This window comes from Streptomyces sp. NPDC050703 (assembly GCF_040654435.1).
Lineage (GTDB): Bacteria > Actinomycetota > Actinomycetes > Streptomycetales > Streptomycetaceae > Streptomyces.
Genome location: NZ_JBFAHX010000005.1, coordinates 188,080 through 207,202, shown reverse-complemented (window position 1 = coordinate 207,202; position 19,123 = coordinate 188,080). Strand labels below are relative to the sequence as shown.

The window sequence follows — 19,123 nt, the reverse complement described above, 5'->3', positions numbered from 1 at the left end:
TGCGGAGGGCCGCCGGGTGGACCGCCCCCGGGGCGTCAGCGGAGCCGCGGCCGTTCCCTGCCCCGTACGCGTGCCCGGTCGGCCGCCGCCGTGCCATGGGTCCAGCCCTCGGCGTCCGTCGCGCCCCGCACCCGGGTCGCGGTCGTCTCGGGGAACATGCGCTCGGCGTGGTCCGTGACGGCCACGTCCCGGGCGGCGAGCGCCGGGAGCAGTGGGTTGCCGCTCTCCGCGGAGGTCGCCGCCGCCTCGGTGACCGCGTGGCCGCCCGCCTCGGCCAGGCGGTCTCCCATGCGGTGGGCGAAGGCGAGGAGGAAGGTCTGCCGGAAGGCCCTGGTGCGCCTGCGGCCTCCCGCGCGCTGCGCCGCCTCCGCCCCGGTCATCGCCGCCGTGCCCTGGACCAGCAGGGAGGTGTGCAGGAGCTCCACCGCCTCCAGGTCCGACTCGAAGCCGACGACGGTCGAGAAGCCGTACGCCTCGTTCCACACCGCGCGGCAGTGGTTGGCCGAGGCGACGGCGTCGAGGAGGATCGCCTTGGCCGTCTCGTACGGGGCGTCCACGCCGATCCGGCAGGCTCCCGGGGTGTCCTTCGCGTGGGTGCGGGCGGCGAGCAGGGCCTCGTCGAGGGAGTGGCGCGCCATCAGCTCCTGCGCCTTCGCGGTGAGCGCCTCCGCCTCCTCGGGGTAGCCGGTCGCCTCGGCCTTGGCGAGCAGGGCGCGGACCCGGGTCAGCGTGCGCGGCTCGCCGTCGGCCGGTGCGGGCACGGTCTCGCCCGGCGGCGGGCCGACCGGTTCGACCGGCGGCAGCCGCAGGAGCAGCCGGTAGAGCTCCAGGTGGGTGGTGGCGCGGGAGAAGCGGTCGCGGGACGGGGCGGGTCCGGCGGGCGCGAGGCCGGCGAGCTGGGCGGCCCAGCGGGGCGGCAGGTGGGCGTAGCGCCGGGTCTCGGCGTGGATCAGCGCGGCGGCCAGGCCCACGTGCGGCTCGTCGAGGTCGCGGCGTACGAGGCGGACGACGTCCGCGGGCTGCCAGCCGTGCCGCCAGGCGCGCGACAGGTACTCCTCGCCCCTGCGGCACAGCTCGGCGTCGGCTTCGGGGGCCGCCGCGAGGAGGGAGGCTCCGGTGTCGAGGCCGTCGTCGCCGTCGCCGTAGAGCGCCGCCGCGAACGCCTTGTCGATCACCGAATCCATGGGTCAAGGGTAGGGCCGGCCCTACCCCGGTACGCCTACCAGTGGTCGTGTGCGGGGACCCCGGCCGCGGTTGGCTCTGGGCATGAACGAGATACCCGCCCCGGCCGCCTCCCCGACCGCCGTGCGGCTCACCGCCGTCCGCCGCCTCTACCGCGACGCCGCACGCCAGGAGGTGGCCGCCCTCGCGGGTGTCGACCTCACCGTGCGCGCCGGGACCTTCGTCGCGGTCATGGGCCCCTCGGGGTCCGGGAAGTCCACGCTCCTGCAGTGCGCCGCCGGGCTCGACCGGCCGACGTCCGGCTCCGTCGAGGTGGGCGGGACCGGGCTGACGGGGCTGAGCGAGCGACGGCTCACGCTGCTGCGCAGGGACCACATCGGCTTCGTCTTCCAGGCCTTCAACCTCCTCCCCTCCCTGACCGCCGCCCAGAACGTCGCGCTGCCGCTGCGTCTCGCGGGCCGCCGCCCCTCGCGTACGGAGGTCCGCGACGCGCTCGCCCGGGTGGGTCTCGCCGACCGCGCCCGGCACCGCCCGGGCGAGCTGTCGGGCGGCCAGCAGCAGCGGGTGGCCCTCGCCCGCGCCCTGGTCAGCCGCCCCGCGGTCCTCTTCGGCGACGAGCCGACCGGGGCGCTGGACACGGGCACGAGCCGGCAGGTCCTCGCCCTGCTGCGGGGCCTGGTGGACGGGGAGGGGCAGACGACGGTGATGGTCACGCACGACCCGGTGGCCGCCTCGTACGCGGACCGCGTGGTGTTCCTGGTGGACGGCCTGGTGGCGAGCGAACTGCACGCGCCGGGGGCGGGGGCGGTGGCCGAGCGGATGGCGGAGCTGGAGGGCGGGGCGTCCCGCGGGGGCGCGGTCCCCACCGCGTCCGGCGCCACCCGGACCGCCGCCGACGCCGGGGTGAGCGCGTGATGATCTTCCTCGCCTCCCTCCGCGCCCGCTGGACCAGTCTGCTCGGGGCCTTCGTCGCCGTCGGGCTCGGCGTGGGGCTCGTCGCCTCCATGGGGCTCGGGCTCGACGCGAGCCTCCGGGCCCCCGTACGCGAACCCGCGCGGTTCGCGGGGTCGGACGTCGTCGTCATGGGGCGGGACACGCTGACGGTGCCGGTCCGGCGCGGACCCGACACCGCCCACGTCTCCAAGCCGCTCGCTCATCCACACCCTGTGGACAGCGGGCTCCTGCGCGAGCTGCGGCGACTCGGGCCGCTGCGGTTCGACGGGCGCGAGCGGGACGCCGTCGGCCTCGACGCCCCGGCGCGTGACGTCCGGGCGGTCGTCGACGGGCGGGCCCGCGTCCTGACCGGCGCCGACCGGCGCCTCGCCGACCCCGGCGCGGCGCGCGACGCCGAGGCGCTGGTCGCCGTCAACGCCTTCCTCGGCACGGCGGGCGGGGTGGCCGCCTTCGTGTCGGTGTTCGTCACGGCGTCGACGTTCGCGTTCGTCGTGGCGCTGCGGCGGCGCGAGTTCGGGCTGCTGCGGATGGCGGGCGCCACACCCGGGCAGGTGCGCCGGCAGCTCGTCGGGGAGGCGCTCGCGGTGGGCGTCGCCGCGTCCGCCGCCGGGTGCGCGCTCGGGGCGTGGGGCGGGCCGCTGCTCGCCGACGCGCTGGTCGGCGCCGACGTGGCGCCGCCCTGGTTCGCGGTCACCGACGCGTCGGCCGCCCTCATGTCGGGCGCCTGGCTCACCTGGCCCTTCCAGCTCGCCTTCTGGACCGGCCTCCTCGTGGCCCTCACGGGAGCCTGGGCCGCCTCGCGCCGCGCCGGGCGCGTCTCCGCGGCCGAGGCGATGCGCGACGCCTCCGTGGACAGCGGCGTCATGCCGTGGAGCCGGCGGACCGTCGGGGCCGCACTGCTCGCCTGCGGGCTCGGGCTGCTCCTCCACACGCTCGCCACCGACCCGTCCTCGCTGCTCAAGCGCAAGACGTACACGACCCAGCCGATGCTCCTGATCACCGCGGCCGCCGCGTTCGCGCCGCTCCTCGTACGCCCCGTCGTCCGCGCCTTCCGGCTGCCGGGCGCCGTCGGGCCCCTCGTCCGCGAGAACTCCGCCGCGTCCGTGCGCCGCACCGCCGCCGTCGCCGCGCCCGTCCTGGTGACCGTCGCCCTCGCGGGCAGCCTGCTCGGCTCGGCGCAGACCGTGAGCGGGGCGAAGGCCGCAGAGGCGCGGGAGAAGGCGGCCTTCGACCTCGTCGCCACCGGGGACGGCCTGCGGCCGCCCGGCCGCCGTGACGTGCCCGGCGCGGCGGCCGTCTCGCCGTCCGCCGCCACCGCCGTGTTCGTACGCGAGGAGGGGTCGGCGCTCATCCGGTCCGACGCGCGCGCGGTACGCGACCCCGCGGCGCTCGCGGCGACGTCACGGCTGCCGGTCGTCGCGGGCGACGTACGCGACCTCGACGACCGGTCGATCGTCGTCAACGAGGAGTGGGAGAAGCGCCGGGTCGGCGAGCACGTCGACGTCTGGCTCGGCGACGGGCGGCGCGCCAGGCTCCGCGTCGCGGCGGTCCTCGCGCGCGGCACCGGCGACAACGGGGCGTACGTGACCTCGGCGAACGCGCCCTCGGCCGCGGTGGACCGGATCGACGTGCGCCTGGCGGCCGGCGCGGACGCCCCACGCGCCGCGGCGGCCCTCGCCCGCGCGGGCGGCGAGGTGCGCACGGCGGAGCGGTGGCTCGCGGAGAACCACCCCCGCACCAAGGCCCGGACGCGGCTCGGCCTGCTGATGCTCCTGGGCATCTCCCTCCTCTACACGGCGATCTCCCTGGCGAGCACGCTGCTGATGGCCGGTTCCGTGCGGGGTCCCGAGCTGCGCTCCCTGCGCCTCGCCGGAGCCACGCGGCGGCAGGTCCGGCTCGTCCTCGCCGGTGAGGCCCTGGTGGCCGTCACCGCGGGCGCCCTGCTCGGCCTCGCGGTGACGGCCGTCGGGCTCGCGGGCCTCGCGGCGGGACTCGCGAGCCTCTCGGTGCCGGCGGGGGTGGCGGTGCCGTGGGCCGAGATGGGGGTCTGCGTGGGGGGCTGTGCGGTGGTGGCCGTGGGGGCCGCGGTGGCGCGGCGCCGCGCGTAGGCCGCGTTGTCAGTGCCGGGTGCGAGACTCGGGAGCATGAGGGGTCGATGGGGGATCGTCGCTGGTGAGGGGGGTGGGGCCGAGCTGGTCCCGCTGGGCGCCGACGGGCTGCCCGCGGGAGAGGTGCGGCGCGAGAGCGACCTCGTCGAAGCCGTGCGGCGGCGGCCCGATGTCGAGCGGTGGGTGTGGCGGTCCACGCCCGCGCTGTATCCGCGGCTGCTCGCGGCCGGGGTCCGCGTCGAGCGGTGCTATGACGTGGAGGCCGCCGAGCTGCTGCTCCTCGGCCACGCGGGGCGGCTCGGCGAGCCCCGGTCCGCCGCGGCGGCCCTCGCCCGGCTGCGCGACGCCCCCGTACCGCCCGATCCCCCGCCGCGCGCCGCCGAGCCCGGCACGCAGGACTCCCTCTTCGAGCCACGCCCCGGCGGCACCGACGTGTCCCTCGCCGACCTCGTCGAGGTGTACGCGGACCAGCAGCGAAGACACGACACCACCGACCGGCCGGGGCGCATGCGCCTGCTCACCGCCTCCGAGTCGGCCGGCATGCTCGTGGCCGCCGAGATGAACGCCTCGGGGCTGCCCTGGCGCGCCGACGTCCACCGCGAGGTGCTGCACGAACTGCTCGGCGAGCGGTACGCGGGCGGTGGCGAGCCCCGCCGCCTCGCCGAGCTGGCCGACGAGGTGTCCGCCGCCTTCGGCCGCCGTGTCCGCCCCGACCTCGCCGCCGACGTGGTGAAGGCGTTCGCGCGGGCCGGGGTGAAGGTGAGGTCGACGCGGCGCTGGGAGCTGGAGAAGGTCGACCACCCGGCGGTGAGGCCCCTCATCGAGTACAAGAAGCTGTACCGCATCTGGACGGCCCACGGCTGGAGCTGGCTCACGGCCTGGGTGCACGACGGCCGCTTCCGGCCCGGGTTCACGCCGGGCGGCTCCGTCAGCGGCCGCTGGACCACCAACGGCGGCGGCGCGCTGCAGATCCCCAAGGTGATCCGCAGGGCCGTCGTCGCCGACCCCGGCTGGCGGCTCGTGGTCGCCGACGCCGACCAGATGGAGCCGAGGGTCCTCGCCGCGATCTCCCGCGACCGGGGCCTGATGGAGGTGGCGGGCAGCGAGGACGACCTCTACACCCGGCTCTCCGACCGCGCCTTCTCCGGCGACCGCGACCACGCGAAGATCGCGCTGCTCGGCGCGGTGTACGGGCAGACGTCGGGGGACGGCCTCAAGAACCTCGCCGCGCTGCGCCGCCGCTTCCCGGCGGCCGTCGCGTACGTCGACGACGCCGCGAAGGCGGGCGAGGAGGGGCGGCTCGTACGGACCTGGCTCGGCCGGACGAGCCCTCCGGCGGCGGGGGCCGGGGAGGACGACGAGGCGGGCATCCCCCAGGGGGAGCCCGACGGTTCGGCTTCCCCCGACGGGGAGTTCACTCCGGGGTATGCCTCGACCGACGCCCGCGCGCGCGGCCGGTTCACGCGGAACTTCGTCGTGCAGGGCAGTGCGGCGGACTGGGCCCTGCTGATGCTGGCCGCGCTGCGGCGGGCGATGTCGGAGCGCGGGATGCGGGCCGAGCTGGTCTTCTTCCAGCACGACGAGGTCATCGTGCACTGCCCGGCCGATGAGGCGGCGGCGGTCACGGCGGCCGTGCGGGAGGCGGGCGACCTGGCGGGCCGCATCGCCTTCGGCGAGACACCGGTCCGCTTCCCGTTCACCACGGCGGTGGTGGAGTGCTACGCGGACGCGAAGTGACGCGGACGCGAAGTCACCGGAGGGTGCGCCGGGCGGGCGGGGTGAGCCGGGGGCCTCGCGGCCAGGGCGTGTTGCGACAGTGGCATCGTCCGCCCGGAGGGCGGGTCCGGCGGCGCCCGGTGGGTGCGATCGCACGGCGGAGGGTCGCCCCGATACCGGTGGTATCGGGGTGATCCCGACAACGCCGCGCGTGTGCGTGCCAGGCGTCGCCGGACAGGCGGGACTTTCGCCACACGCCCTAGACGGGGCGGGAGAGCAGGGCCCTCAGCTCGTCGACCACGGCGCTGTCCGTGCCGTCCAGGGCGCGCAGCGCCGCCGTCCACTGCTCGTACGCCGCGTCGTCGCGGCCCTCGGCCCTGAGGAGCAGGCCCCGCTGGTGGCGGGCGAGGCCGGTCATGTGGGCGTCGCCGCGGTGCTCGGCGCGGTCGAGGAGCGCCGCGCACTCCCGCCGGGCGTCCTCGGCACGTGCCAGTTCGCGCAGGGCCCTGACCAGGCCGAGGCGTGACTGGGACTCGCCGTGCCAGTCCCCGTACTCGCCGTGGACGCGCAGGCTCTCCTCGAAGTGCGTGAGCGCGGCGGCCGGTTCGCCGAGGGTGAGGTGGGCGTAGCCGATGTTGCAGTGGGCGGACTGGCGGACGACCGCGTGCCCGATGCGCTCGCCGATCGCGAGGCTGCGCTCGTGCTGGGTGATGGCGGCGCGGGCGTCGGTGTGCTCGTAGAGGTTGCCGAGGTGGCTGAGGGTGATCGCCTCGCTGAGCGGGTCGGCGAGTTCCTTGGCGAGGGCGAGGCTCTGCCGCAGGGCCTCGCCGGACTCGGCGTGACGGCCCAGCTTTTCGAGGAGGAGACCGCGGTTGTTGAGGCAGCGGCGTACGCAGGAGACGGTCCCGAGGCCGCGCCAGAGGCTTAGCGCCCGGTCGTTGAGCGCGAGCGCCTCGCCGCCGCGGCCGGACATGAAGTGCATCCCGGCGAGGTCGGTGAGCGCCTGCGCCTCGGCCGCGCGGTCGCCCTCGCGGCGCGCGGCGTCCAGGGCGGTACGCCCGAGGACGGCCAGCTCGGTGATGCGGCCACGGCGTTGGAGGTACGGGAAGAGGCAGCGGACGAGGACGGGGAGGAGGGCCCCGCCCGGAGTGGCGTCGGGCTCTGTCCGCTCGGCCAGGGCGACGATGTTCGGGAGTTCCGTGTCGCCCCAGGTGAACGCGGACTCCAGGGTGAGGGGCGGGGCGGCGGCGAGCGCGTCGGCCGTACGTCCGTGGCGGGCCAGGCAGGCGTCGACGCCGCGCAGGCGGTCCGCCCTGTCCAGGCCGTCCGGCATGATCGCCAGGAGGGTGCGGCGGGCGGACTCCGTGTACCAGAGGAGGGCCTCGCGTACGGCGTTCCCCGCGTCCCCGGCGTCCCCGGCGCTCCCGGCTTCGGCGCCCTCGGTTTCGGCGGCGGCGTCACCGGCCGCCGTCTCCCTGGCGAAGTCGCGTACGAGGTCGTGCGGGGCATAGCGGCCGTAGGCCGTCTCTTCGAGGAGCGCCACGTCGACCAGGCGGTCGAGGGCCGCGCCCGCCCGCAGCTCGTCGGTACCGAGGAGCCGGGCGAGGAGCGGCACCCCGTACGCGGGGAGGTCCAGCGCGCCGATGCGGGCCAGCGCGCGGGCGGCGTCGCGGTCGGCCCGGCGTTCCGAGGTGCGCAGGGCGTCGAGGGCGACGGCCAGGGAGCGGCGGACGCTCAGGTCGTCGTACTCCAGGTGGTGCAGCCGGCCGCCGCTGACCGTCAGCAGTTCGGCGAGGGCGTCCGGGCTGAGGGCCCGCCGGGCGGCGAGCCGGGCGGCGACGATGCGCAGGGCCAGCGGGAGGCGGCCCGCCAGTTCGACCAGGGGGTGCCCGGCGTCCAGTCCCTCGCGCCCGGACACGGCCCGCAGGAGCGCGGCGCTGTCCCCCGCCGAGAGGGGTTCCAGCGGGAAGAGCGCGGCGCCGTCCAGGGTGGTCAGCGGGGAACGGCTGGTGACGACGACCGCGCAGCCGGGCCCCGCGGGCAGGAGGGGGCGCACCTGCGCGGCGGTCGCGGCGTCGTCGAGGACGAGCAGCGTACGGGTGGGCGCGAGCAGCGAGCGCAGCAGCGCCGAGGCCGCCGCCGGGTCGGCACCGCCCTCCGGGACGGGGCGCGGCTCGGCCCCGAGGTCCCGCAGGAGCGAAGCGAGCGCCTGGCCGGGGGTGAGGGGGGCCATGCCCGGTGTCGCACCGTGCAGGTTGATGTAGAGCTGCCCGTCGGGGAACTCCTCCCGCAGCCGGTGCGCCACGTGCACGGCGAGGGCACTCTTGCCGACCCCGGCCATCCCGGTGACGACGGCCACCCGCCGCCCCGCGCCCAGAACCTCCTGGAGCGACCGCAGGGTGGCCTCCCTGCCGGTGAAGTGGAGCGGCGCGGGCGGCAGTTGGGCGGGAGAAGCGGCGAGTCGCGGCGCCCCGACCCCCGCCCCGCCGCTCGCCACGGGCGGACGCACCTCGGGGCCCCCACGCTCGGCTTCGGAGACACGGCCCGCGGCTCCGGGGACGGGGCCCGTGGCTCCGGGGACGGGGCCCGTGGCTCCGGGGACGGGGCCCGTCGCGGGCGAGCACCCGGCTTCGGGGGCGTGCCCCTCGGCTCCGGGGGCGTGCCCCGTGGCCTCACGGCCGTCTCGCACTGCTTCGCAGCCGCCACCCGCCGCCCCGCGGTCGGCACCCACCACCCGGCAACCACCGCGCGCCACCGCGGAGGCGTGACCCCCGGCTTCGAGGGCGTGGCCCGCGGCTGGAAGGGCGTGACCTGCGGCTTCGAGGGCGCCGCCCCCGGCTTCGGGTGTGGGGTGGGGGGCGTGCAGGATTTCTCTGTGGGCGGCCCGTACCGCCGCGCCCGGTTCCACCCCCAGCTCCTCCACCAGCCGGCCGCGCAGCTCGCGGTGGACCGCGAGGGCCTCGGCCTGGCGGCCCGTGCGGTACAGGGCCAGCATCAGCTGGCGGTGGAAGGCCTCGCGGAGGGGGTGTTCGGCCACCAGGGACGTGAGTTCGGGGGCCAGCGCCGCCAGGCCCGTGCCCAGGTGCAGCGCGGCGTCGTACCGCCACTCCAGGGCGAGGAGCCGTGCCTCCTCAAGGCGCGGTACGAGGGGGTGGTCGGCGAGCGGCCCGGTGAGGCCGCTCAGCGGTCTGCCGCGCCAGAGCGCGAGCGCCTCCGCGGCGTCGGCCGCCGCCCGCGCCCAGTCCCGCTCCGCGTGCGCCGCCCGCGCCCGCGTCACCCGGCGTTCGAAGACGCGTACGTCCAGCTCGCCCTCGCCGACCCGCAGCCGGTACCCCGGCGGCACCGCGCGCAGCCGGTCCGGGTCGTCGAGGAGCCGCCGCAGCCGCGTCACGTGGTTCTGGAGCGAGGCCCGCGCGGAGGCGGGCGGGGAGTCGTCCCACAGCGCGTCCTCAAGGGCGCCGAGGGAGACGGTCCTGTCCGGTTCCAGGAGGAGCGCGGCGAGGAGCGCGCGCCCCTTGGCGCCGCGCACCGGATGCGGCTCCCCCGCCGCGTCGAACACGGCGGGCGCCCCGAGCAGGCCGAAACGCAGCCCTGCCCGCGGTCCGGACCGCAGCCCCGACCGCTGGTCATCGCGCAGCCTCCGCCGCTCGTCCACGCCGTCTCCCGGGGCCGACCCTCGCTTGTCGGCCGACCGTTGGCCACATGTTAGCGATCTGTTGGCGCGGCCTGATCTGATCGCTGCATCGGACCTGACCCGCCGGCACGCGCACAGCGCGTGGCTCGGGGGAGTGTCGCCGCCGCGGTCGGGTCCGGGGGCAGAGAGAGCCCCGGTCGGCGGAGGTGAACGACCGGGGCTCTTGTCCTGCCCGCACGCACCGCCGGGCGGGGCCTACCCCGCCGGCAGCCGCACCGTGAACTGCGAGCCCTTGCCCGGCACGCTCTCCGCCGTCACCGTGCCGTCGTGCGCCTCCACCAGTTTCCGCACGATCGACAGGCCGAGGCCGCTGCCGCCCGTCGCGCGGGTACGGGACTTGTCGGCGCGCCAGAAGCGGTCGAAGACGTGCGGCAGGTCCGCGGCCTCGATGCCGGTGCCGGTGTCGGCGACCTCGATCAGGACGGCGTCGGCCGTGCCGCGGCAGGTGACGCGGACGCTGCCGCCCTCGGGGGTGTGGCGGACCGCGTTGGAGACGAGGTTGCCGACCGCCTGCCGCAACCGCAGCGGGTCGGCCGTCAGCCAGGGGTCGCCGAACGCGGTGGCCCTGAGCTTCACCCCCGCCGCGTCCGCGCGGGCCTGGTGCGCCGCCGCGACCTGCTCGGCGATGTCGGCGGCCCGCACGGGCTCCTTGTGCAGCCGGAGCGTGCCCGCGTCGGCCGCGGCGAGGTCCTGGAGGTCGTCGACGATGTGCTGGAGCAGCAGGGCCTCTTCGAGGAGCGAGGTGACCAGCTCCGGGTCGGTCTCGACGACGCCGTCCTCGGCGGCCTCCAGCCAGCCCCTGATGTTGGAGAGCGGGGTGCGCAGCTCGTGCGCGACGTCGCTCACCATGGCCTTGCGCTGCTCCTCAAGGGCCTTGCGGTGGGCCGCCATGTCGTTGAAGGCCGCCGCCAGTTGGCTGATCTCGCCGGCCGAGCGGGTGGCCGTGGCGGGGACGGGGTCGCCGGGTTCGCCCGCCTTCATGCGCCGCGTCGCGGTGGTCAGCGCGCGCAGCGGCCGGGTCAGCCGGGTCGCGGCGAACGCGGTGACGGCGACCGTGACGGCGAGGACGGCCGCCGCGAGTCCGGCCAGGCGGGCGGTGTTGTCCCTGGAGAGGCTGAAGCCCGGCTCCCCGCGCGAGCCGTCCTGGCTGGTGATGAAGAGCAGGGCGGGCGGGGAGACGTAGGGGCCGAGCTGTTCGCGCCGCGCGCTGTCGACGCAGGCCTCGCGGGCGGCGTCGTCAAAGGAGCGGGCGGCGAAGGGGTCGGGGGTGGTGGCCGGCTCGGCTCCGTCGCGTTCCGTCCCGGAGCCCTCGGTGGGGTCAGGGGTCCGGGGAGGCTCGGAGACCTCGGGGGCCCCGGGGGTCTCGGGGGCGCCGGAGGCCGTCGGGTCGCCCGGGACCGGGTCCACGGGGAGTACGTACGCCGCGTACGTGGGCACCGCCCCGACCGGCTTCGGGCCCGACCGTCCGCTCAGGTCGAGGCCGACGGGGATGTGCTGGAGGCCGCTGCGCTTCATGCAGGCCCCCGCGACGGCGTCGAGCTTCTTGAGGGCCTTGCGTTCGGTCTCGGTGGGCACGTCGAGCAGCGGGTCGCCGCAGCGCATCCTGGTGACCGCCGTGGGGTCGCCGCCGACGCGGACGGAGGGTCGGCCGCCGGGCGCGGTGACGACCTCGGGGGTCATGCCGATCTCGGTCAGGCAGGCCGCGCTGCGGTCGGCGGCGGCCTTCAGGCCGGCGCGCTCGGCCCGGGTGAGGCGGTAGGGGCCGACGGCACGCGGGTCGATGCGGTCGGCTGCGGTGTCCTCGCCGGAGCGGCCGGGCGTCAGCGTGGTGTCCACGGCGAGCGGGTCGAGGACGGCGGAGGCGTTCGGGGGCAGCGGGGTGTGCTTGGCGGGGGCCGCGGAGTCCGCGATGACCTTGCGGTCCTGGGTGGTGAGGGCGATGCGGCGCCCGGTGCGCCGGGACAGCTCGCGCACCGCCTCGTCGGCCCCGCGCCACTCGGGCGCGCCGGCCCCGACGCCGAGGAGCCGGTCGTAGACGCGGGCGTCGTCGGCGAGCACCTGCCCCTGCTCCTGCCGGAGCGCGCCGGACGTGGTCTGCGCGGCGAGCCAGGTGGTGGCGGCGATGGACCCCACGGACACGAGCACGGAGACGGCGAGCAGCCGGGCGAGCAGACTGCGCCGCAGGGGGATGTCACGCGCCACGGCGTACCGGGTCCTCGGCGGCGGGGCCCGTCCCGCCGGCCGGCGCGGACGTCAGCTTGTAGCCCACCCCGAAGATCGTGAGGAGCCGCGTCGGGTGGCGCGGGTCCCGTTCGATCTTCTTGCGGAGGTTGAGGACGTGCACGTCGACCGTGCGGGCCGATATGTAGCCCGACGAGCCGTGGATGCGGTCCAGGAGCTGGGGGCGGGTGAAGACGCGGTCCGGGTCGCCCGCCAGGGCGGTGAGGAGGTCGAACTCCCCCGGCGTGCAGTCGATCGGCCGGCCCTCGACCGTCACCTCGTGCCGCACCGGGTCGACCACGAGGTCTCCCGCCCGCAGCACCCGCCGGTCGGGTTCGGGCTGCGGGTGGATGCCGCACGCGCGGCGCAGCAGCGTCCGTACGCGGGCCATCAGCTCGCGGGGGCTGTACGGCTTGGTGAGGTAGTCGTCGGCGCCGAGGTCGAGGCCCGCGAGGAGGTCGTCCTCCGTGGAGCGCGCGGTCAGCATCAGGATCGGCAGCTGTGTCAGCTCCGGCGGCCCGTCGCCGTCCCGCAGCGTCCGCGTGACGGTCAGGCCGTCCGTGCCCGGCATCATCACGTCGAGGATCAGCAGGTCCGGCGGCTGGTTCCGCACCGCGCGGAGGGCGGCGATCCCGTCGTGGACGACGGCGACCGAGTGGCCCTCGCGTTCCAGGTAGCGGCGGACCAGCTCGGCCTGTTTCTCGTCGTCCTCCGCGACCAGGACAGCAGCGCACATGGGGTCGAGGATAGGCACGGGCCGCCGCGGTCAGGACGGCGAGGCCGCTCGGGGCCGCCGCCCTGACAAGATCCTCACAACTGCCGGACGTCCGCGGGCCGCCCGGCCGCACCGCTCAGCCGTACCGCTTCAGCTCGTGGAAGAAGTCCGGCACGGTGTGCAGCTGGTCGGCCTCGGCCACCTGGTCGTACACGTACTTGGCGACCGCCATGTCGAGCACCCCGAGGCCGAACGGCGAGAAGACCACCGGCCGGTCGGCGGGCGCCGAGATCCGGCCCTCCAGGGCGTCGAACAGCGTGCCCGCCACGAACTCCCGGTGGCCCACCCGCTGTTCCGCCAGGTGCGGCGAGGTGTTCGCCTTCATGCAGTGCTCGATGTCGTCGACCGCGTTCCAGGAGTCCAGGATGATCTCCGGGGAGAGGTCGCGCAGCGACACGTGCAGCACCAGCGGGCTGTGCGCGAACCACGCCGGGTCGGTGACGTGCGGCTCGCCGGCCACCGTGGCGAAGACGACCAGGTCGCTGGAGGTGATCAGCTCCTCGGCCTTGTCGTACACGGTGATCCGGGCAGCGGGGCCGCCGGCCTCCTCCCGCGTGCGCTCCAGGTAGCCCTTGAAGCCGTCGGCGTGCTCGGCCGACAGGTCGTGCACGCCGATCTCGTCGAACGCGAAGCCGCCGCGCGCCAGGTAGGTGTGCAGGTAGCGGGCGATGAGGCCGACGCCGAAGAAGCCGACGCGGCGCGGGCGCGTGCCGCGCTGCTCGCTGAACGTGCGCGCGGCGAGCGCCGCCGACGCCGCGGTGCGGGCGGCGCTGATGATGGAGCTCTCCAGGCACGCGAAGGGGTACCCGGTCTCGGCGTCGTTGAGGATGAGGACGGCCGACGCCCGGGGAATGCCGGCCGCGACGTTCTCCGGGAAGCTGGAGATCCACTTGATGCCGTGCACGCCGACGTCGCCCTTAACCGACGCGGGCAGCGCGATGATGCGCGACGAGGGGCGGTCGGGGAAGCGCAGGAAGTACGAGTCGGGGTTGACGGTCTCGCCCCGCCCGTGCAGCCGGTAGGCGGCCCCGACGGCGTCGATCACCTCGTTCTCGCGCCCGCCGAGCGCCTGCTGCACCTGTGCGCCGGAGATCACCGAGAACGGCGGCACCGATTTGTTCATGGACACACTGCTCCTTGGGGTTCTTGAGGGTTCCGTCAGCCGATGCGCGCGAGGCCCTTGGCCCGCTGCCGCGACCTGCCGCGCGACACCATCAGCGGGTCCCAGCCGGCCGCCCGCTCGGGCAGCAGCCCGGCGTCGCCGATGACCGTCCCGTCGAACACCTCCGCCAGCAGGCCGCGGCCGAGGATGTGCGAGGCGCAGGCGACGCCGCCGGTGGCGACGCCGCCGACGCCGCTGCCGTAGCGCACGGACTGCCCGACGACGTACAGGCCCTCCACGCCGGTGCGCACGTCGGGGCGCTGGCCGACGGCGCCCCAGCGGCACATGCCGTACGGGGTGCCGCCGCTCGCGCGGATGTAGCGCTCGTTGGTGAGCGGGGTCGCCGTCTCCACGTGCGTGATGCGGTCGCGGAAGGGCCCGATGACCTTCTCCGCGGTGTCCAGGATCATCTCCTGCATCTGCCGCTTGCGCGCCAGGTAGCCGGGGTTGCGCCGGTAGCGCTCGCCGTCCACGGGGCTCTTCTCCACGCCCCAGAACTCGTAGCCGGGCGGGCAGCCGGTCATGAGCTGGAAGTTGCTGTGGCCCGGCGGGCACACATTGGGGGCCCCCGCGTCCTTCAGGGAGGCGAAGGAGAACGCGAGCTGCGGGATCTTCTCGAACTCGCCGCGCTGCATCGCCGCGTGCGAGCCCTCCATGTCGTCGCTGTCGTGCCACCAGATGTTGGCGTTGGGCAGTCCGGGCAGCTCGGTGTCGAGTGCCACGTACACGGCGACGACCGCGCCCCGCATCGTCGCCTCGCGGGTCTGGGTGACCAGTTCCTCGGGGAAGGCGTCGGTGCCGCCGCACAGGTCAAGGACCGTGCGCCGGTAGTCGGCGTTGGAGATGACGAGCGGCGCCGTGATCCGCTCGCCCGTGCTCAGCTCCACGCCGCGGGCCCGGCCGTCCTCGATGAGGATGCGCCGCACCTCGCAGCGTGTGCGCAGCTCTCCGCCGTACGACTCCAGGGCCTCCACGAAGGCGGCGACGAGGGCCTGGCCGCCGCCCTCGGGGTAGTACGCGCCCCGCAGGTAGTGGTCCATGATGTTGACGTGCTCGGCGAAGCCGATCTCGTCCGGCATGGCGCCGTAGTTGCCCGACTGCGCGGCGAGGACCGTGCGGGCCCTGCGGGAGAGGCCGCAGTGGTCGAGGGCCTGGCCGAGGGTGCGGCGGCTCCAGCGCATCGTCCGCGGTGACTTGCGGAACAGGTGCACCATGGGCTCGCCGAGGAGGCCGGCCCTGCTCATCTCCGTGACGCCCTTGGCGAGGTCGATGAACGTGTCGATGCCCGCCGCCTCGTCGGGCAGCGCCTGCTTGAGCCGTTCGCGGTAGTTGTCCCAGCCCGCGGGCACGTCCACCGTGGTGGTGGGCGTGACGATCCGGTCGAAGCCGCCCTCGTTGTCCATCGGCCGGAACGTCACCCGGTCGCGGATGCCGAGGCCGGAGAGGACCGCGGGGATGAGGCCGTCGGGCCCGCAGTCGCCCAGGTAGTGCGTGCCGACGTCGAACTCGTACTTGCGGCGCCTGCGGAAGACGTGCGCGTTGCCGCCCGCGATGTCGTGCTGTTCGAGGACGAGGACGCGGCGCCCGTCGGCGGCGAGATAGCCGCCGCTGACGAGGCCGCCGATCCCGCTGCCGACGACGATGGCGTCGTAGTCGTGGCCCCGGCCGGCCGGACCGCCCGCCGGCGCGCCGGCCGTGCGGCTTGTACCCACTGAATCCCCCATCAGGTGCGCGTCCCTCTCAGACGGTGATGCCGCCGTGGATCTCGAAGACGGAACCCGTGATGTACGCGGCGCGCTCCGAGGCGAGGAAGGCCACCAGGTCGGCGACCTCCTCCGGGCGGCCGAACCGGCCGAGCGGCACGTTCTTCAGGAGCCGCGTGACGGCCGCTTCCTGCATGCCGCCGACCATGTCGGTGTCGATGAGGCCCGGCGCCACCGCGTTGGCCCGCACGCCGCGCGGGCCCAGCTCCTTGGCCAGCGTCTTGGTGAAGCCGATGATCCCGGCCTTGGTGGCGGCGTAGTTGGCCTGGCCGACGTTGCCGGAGATGCCCGTCACCGACGACAGGTTGACGATCGCTCCCGACCGGCGCTTGCTCATGGAGAACGCGGCGGCGCGGCAGACGTTGTAGACGCCGTCGAGGTTGGTGCGGAGCACCGCCTGCCAGTCCTCGTCCCGCATGAGCACGAGCGGCCGGTCGCGGGTGATGCCCGCGGAGGTGACCACCACGTCGACGGGCCCGAGTTCGCGCTCGGTGGCGGTGTACCAGGAGCGCACGGCCTCGCCGTCGGCGACGTCGCACCGCGTGGCGGTGATCCGCGTGCCGTGCTCGGCGGCCTCCTTGGCCAGCTGCTCGGCGGCGTCCTGGTGGGAGTGGTAGCAGAAGGCGACGTCGTGGCCGTCCTCGGCGAGGCGCTGGACGACGGCCTTGCCGATGCCGCGGGAGCCCCCGCTGACGAGCGCGATCACGCGGCACCGCCCTGGCCCGTGGTGCCGAGGAGCCGCAGCACGGCGCAGGCGACCGCGCCGTCCCGGTCCACCGCGGTGACGAGCGCGACGCGCCCCGCCGACTCCGCGTCGCCCTCTGCCACGGCGAGCACCGCCGCGAGCTGGAGCGAGGCGGCGGCGGCCGAGGTGTCGCCGAGCAGCGCCATGGACGGCACCCGGTCGAGGGCCGCGGCCGGCACGAGGGAGGCGACGGCGGCGCTCTCGGCGCGGCCCGCCCTGCCCGGCGCGGCCGACGGGCACGCCGCCCAGACCTCGTCGGCGCGCACCCCCGCGCGGTCGAGGGCCTGTCCGACGCAGGCGGTGACGGCGGCGGCCGGGTCGTCGTCGATGTCGATGCGCGACTCCACGGCGAGGACGGCCGCGACGGGCTCACCCTGCGCGAGGCCCGCGGGCTCGACCAGGAGCAGGCCGCAGCCCTCCCCGAGCAGCGGCGTCTTCTCGCCCTGCTCCACCGAGACGTGTTCGAGCCAGGCGTGGGCGGCGCTGAACTCCTCGGCGCTGCCGCACAGGTACTTCGTGGCGCGGCCCTGTCCGATGAGCTTGCGGGCGTAGTTGAGGGCGAGGAGCCCGCTGACCCGGCCGCCGCCCAGGGTGGTGTTGGGGCCCTTGAGGCCGTGGCGGATCGCGGCGGCGCCCGCCGCGTGGTTCAGCGTCCCCACGGGGATCTTGCCCGCGTCGACGTAGAAGGGCCTGGCGTTGGTCAGCGACTGGCGCATGCCGTCGGTGATGGTCTCCAGGCTGCCCATGGAGATGCCGACGACGACTCCGGTCCTGTCGTCGGTCTCCACCGCGCGCTCGCCGTCGGCGTCGCACAGGAGCTGGTCGGAGGCGACCATGACGAGCGCGGAGAGCCGGTCGAGCTTGGCCGTGCCCTTCTTGCCCAGCAGCTCGCGGATGTCGAAGCCCGGCACGAGGCAGGCCTCGGGCGACGGCAGCGTGCCCGCCACGCCGTCCGCCGGGGCGGCCGTGGCCTCGCGGGCGCGCAGCCCCGCCGTGAACGCGGCGCGGTCGACGCCGTACGGGGAGACGGCCGTCCAGCCGGTGATGACGAGTTGGTCCGCCGCCAACTCCGCGGTCTTCCCAGCCGCTTCGGACACTGCGGTACTCATGATCAGACTCGCTCCCCGTACTTGCCGAGAATCAGGATGGCGTTGTTGCCCGCGAAGGCACTGGAGTTGTTCTGCACGATGCGGACGTCCGCATCGACCGCCTCGTTGGGGACGCAGTCGACCGGGCACTCCGGGTCGGTCTCCACGTGGTTGATGGTCGGCGGGATGAAGCCGTGCTCGATGGAGAGCGCGCAGGCGATGGCGCCGAGCGCGCTGGCCGCGCCCATGGAGTGGCCGAGCATGGACTTCAGCGCGACGGTCCGCGGCGGCGCGCTGCCGTACACGTCGACGATGGCCCCCGACTCCGTCTTGTCGTTCGCCTTGGTGCCGGTGCCGTGCGCGGAGATGAAGTCGACCTCGTCCTTCTTCACCCCGGCGTCGTCGAGCGCGAGCTCGATGCCGCGCGCGATGCCCTCGCGGTCGGGCGCGGTCGGGTGGCTCGCGTCGCAGGAGAGGCCGTAGCCGAGCACTTCGGCGTAGATGCGGGCGCCGCGGGCGAGCGCGGAGTCCAGGCTCTCCAGGACGAGCATGCCGGCGCCCTCACCGGTCAGGATGCCCTTGCGGTTGACGTCGAAGGGGCGTACGCGGTCCTCGGAGGTGAGCGCCCCGAGCCGGTAGAAGCTGACGAACGCCTTGCGGCACACGGCGTCGGCGCCGCCGCAGATCGCGAGGTCGGCCTCGCCGGAGCGGATGGTGTCCAGGCCGTAGCCGATGGAGTAGTTGCCCGCCGCGCAGGCCGTGGTGATGGTGGTGGCCTCGACGTCCGGCATGCGCAGTTCGCGGGCGACGGCGGTGGAGAGGCGGCCCGCGTTGACGCGCCCGGCGAGGACCGGGTCCATCACCTCGGGGTCGCCCGCCTCGACGTCCATGGCGACGAGCCGGTCGAGGTCGTGGGACTCGCCGTCGGTGGTGCCGATGCTGATGACGGCCCGGGTGCCGCCGAGTTCGGCCTCGGTGAGCCCGGCGTCCTCGACGGCCATGCGGGCGGCGGCGACGGCGAACTGACCGGCCTGGCCGACGTGGTCGAGCGGGATGTTGCGTATCCACCGCTCGGCGTCGAAGTCCTTGACCTCGCAGGCGTACGTCTGCTCGAAGCCGGTGGTGTCGAAGCGGGTGATGGGCGCGGCGCCCGAACGGCCGGCCCGCAGCCCCGCCGTGAACTCCTCCAGGCCGGTGCCGATGCTGGTGATCGCGCCGAGGCCGGTGAGGACCACCCTCCGGCGGTCCCCGGCCGCTGGCGACTGTGCGGTGGACATGGACGGACTCCTTTGACGCGGTTCGCTGTCTGTGGTGGCGGGGGTGTCGACGTTCTCGGGTGTGCGGGAGTGCTCGGGCCCTGTCAGGGGGAGCCCTGGTTGGAAGGGCTCCGTCACCAGCCGGCGGCGGCCGCGGCCACCTGGTACGTGGCCTCCACGTTGACCATCTTGGGAAGCTCGTCCATGTCGATGACGATGGAGTACTCCATCTCGATGGCGCCGAGAATGTCGATGAGCTTGAGCGAGTCCGCGCCGAGCTCGTCGATGAACAGCGCGGTGTCGCTGAGGTCTTCCGCGTCCACGTCGATGTTCTCCGCGACGATTTCCTTGATGCGGGCCAGGCGGTCGGGCGCGACGGTGGTCATTTCTCTCCTCGGGGAAAGGACGGCGTGGGGAATACGAAGAAAAAGAGCGGGAAGTGGGAACCCGTGTGAGAACT

Annotated in this window: 13 protein-coding genes; 3 read left to right on the top strand and 10 right to left on the bottom strand. The window is 75.3% G+C overall.

Translation table 11 applies throughout. The features are described from left to right. Window positions 1–35: 35 nt before the first annotated feature. A complete protein-coding gene (locus AB0I16_RS07085) occupies window positions 36–1,184 on the bottom strand; it encodes a DUF2786 domain-containing protein (protein ID WP_363248278.1) in 1,149 nt (382 codons plus the stop codon). An 82-nt stretch (window positions 1,185–1,266) separates the two neighbouring features. Between AB0I16_RS07085 and AB0I16_RS07080 the strand changes: the two genes are divergently transcribed. From AB0I16_RS07080 to AB0I16_RS07070, 3 genes are read left to right on the top strand one after another with little or no spacing between them, the layout of a single operon-like run. Next, complete coding sequence (locus tag AB0I16_RS07080; protein ID WP_363248277.1) at window positions 1,267–2,097, top strand: ABC transporter ATP-binding protein; 831 nt, start codon at window positions 1,267–1,269, stop codon at window positions 2,095–2,097. Beyond that, on the top strand, window positions 2,097–4,244 hold the full coding sequence (locus AB0I16_RS07075; protein ID WP_363248365.1) for an ABC transporter permease: 2,148 nt from the start codon (window positions 2,097–2,099) through the stop codon (window positions 4,242–4,244). Before AB0I16_RS07080 ends, AB0I16_RS07075 begins: the two co-directional genes overlap by 1 nt. Window positions 4,245–4,280: 36 nt before the next feature. Then, window positions 4,281–5,981: a bifunctional 3'-5' exonuclease/DNA polymerase gene (locus AB0I16_RS07070; RefSeq protein WP_363248276.1), complete on the top strand. Its 1,701-nt coding sequence runs from the start codon at window positions 4,281–4,283 to the stop codon at window positions 5,979–5,981. A 238-nt stretch (window positions 5,982–6,219) separates the two neighbouring features. On the opposite strand, the gene AB0I16_RS07065 is transcribed toward AB0I16_RS07070, so the two are convergent. From AB0I16_RS07065 to AB0I16_RS07025, 9 genes are all read right to left on the bottom strand, one after another. Then, a complete protein-coding gene (locus tag AB0I16_RS07065) occupies window positions 6,220–9,615 on the bottom strand; it encodes a BTAD domain-containing putative transcriptional regulator (protein WP_363248275.1) in 3,396 nt (1,131 codons plus the stop codon). A 234-nt stretch (window positions 9,616–9,849) separates the two neighbouring features. After that, on the bottom strand, window positions 9,850–11,856 hold the full coding sequence (locus tag AB0I16_RS07060) for a HAMP domain-containing sensor histidine kinase (RefSeq protein WP_363248274.1): 2,007 nt from the start codon (window positions 11,854–11,856) through the stop codon (window positions 9,850–9,852). Continuing rightward, on the bottom strand, window positions 11,846–12,610 hold the full coding sequence (locus AB0I16_RS07055) for a response regulator transcription factor (protein ID WP_363248273.1): 765 nt from the start codon (window positions 12,608–12,610) through the stop codon (window positions 11,846–11,848). Before AB0I16_RS07055 ends, AB0I16_RS07060 begins: the two co-directional genes overlap by 11 nt. Window positions 12,611–12,725: 115 nt before the next feature. Then, entirely contained in the window at window positions 12,726–13,772 is a 1,047-nt protein-coding gene (sbnB, locus tag AB0I16_RS07050; protein ID WP_363248272.1) for a 2,3-diaminopropionate biosynthesis protein SbnB, read from the bottom strand. A gap of 35 nt (window positions 13,773–13,807) precedes the next feature. Further along, a complete protein-coding gene (locus AB0I16_RS07045; protein ID WP_363248271.1) occupies window positions 13,808–15,523 on the bottom strand; it encodes an NAD(P)/FAD-dependent oxidoreductase in 1,716 nt (571 codons plus the stop codon). Window positions 15,524–15,551: 28 nt separating this feature from the next. Continuing rightward, window positions 15,552–16,280: a 3-oxoacyl-[acyl-carrier-protein] reductase gene (gene fabG, locus AB0I16_RS07040; protein ID WP_363248270.1), complete on the bottom strand. Its 729-nt coding sequence runs from the start codon at window positions 16,278–16,280 to the stop codon at window positions 15,552–15,554. Next, the gene (locus tag AB0I16_RS07035; RefSeq protein WP_363248269.1) at window positions 16,277–17,428 is read right to left on the bottom strand and encodes a beta-ketoacyl synthase N-terminal-like domain-containing protein; all 1,152 of its coding nucleotides are present in this window, start codon (window positions 17,426–17,428) and stop codon (window positions 16,277–16,279) included. Before AB0I16_RS07035 ends, fabG begins: the two co-directional genes overlap by 4 nt. A 2-nt stretch (window positions 17,429–17,430) precedes the next feature. Further along, complete coding sequence (locus AB0I16_RS07030) at window positions 17,431–18,684, bottom strand: beta-ketoacyl-[acyl-carrier-protein] synthase family protein (protein ID WP_363248268.1); 1,254 nt, start codon at window positions 18,682–18,684, stop codon at window positions 17,431–17,433. A 113-nt stretch (window positions 18,685–18,797) separates the two neighbouring features. Further along, window positions 18,798–19,049 carry an acyl carrier protein gene (locus AB0I16_RS07025; RefSeq protein ID WP_363248267.1) on the bottom strand — a complete coding sequence of 84 codons (252 nt, stop codon included), beginning with the start codon at window positions 19,047–19,049 and terminating at the stop codon, window positions 18,798–18,800. Window positions 19,050–19,123 lie beyond the last annotated feature (74 nt).

Coding starts and splice junctions, on each gene's coding strand:
- AB0I16_RS07075 (WP_363248365.1), top strand. CDS start 2,097: ATGATCTTCCTCGCCTCCCTCCGCGCCCGCTGGACCAGTCTGCTCGGG.
- AB0I16_RS07035 (WP_363248269.1), bottom strand. CDS start 17,428: ATGAGTACCGCAGTGTCCGAAGCGGCTGGGAAGACCGCGGAGTTGGCG.
- AB0I16_RS07030 (WP_363248268.1), bottom strand. CDS start 18,684: ATGTCCACCGCACAGTCGCCAGCGGCCGGGGACCGCCGGAGGGTGGTC.
- sbnB (WP_363248272.1), bottom strand. CDS start 13,772: ATGAACAAATCGGTGCCGCCGTTCTCGGTGATCTCCGGCGCACAGGTG.
- AB0I16_RS07070 (WP_363248276.1), top strand. CDS start 4,281: ATGAGGGGTCGATGGGGGATCGTCGCTGGTGAGGGGGGTGGGGCCGAG.
- AB0I16_RS07085 (WP_363248278.1), bottom strand. CDS start 1,184: ATGGATTCGGTGATCGACAAGGCGTTCGCGGCGGCGCTCTACGGCGAC.
- AB0I16_RS07080 (WP_363248277.1), top strand. CDS start 1,267: ATGAACGAGATACCCGCCCCGGCCGCCTCCCCGACCGCCGTGCGGCTC.
- AB0I16_RS07025 (WP_363248267.1), bottom strand. CDS start 19,049: ATGACCACCGTCGCGCCCGACCGCCTGGCCCGCATCAAGGAAATCGTC.
- AB0I16_RS07055 (WP_363248273.1), bottom strand. CDS start 12,610: ATGTGCGCTGCTGTCCTGGTCGCGGAGGACGACGAGAAACAGGCCGAG.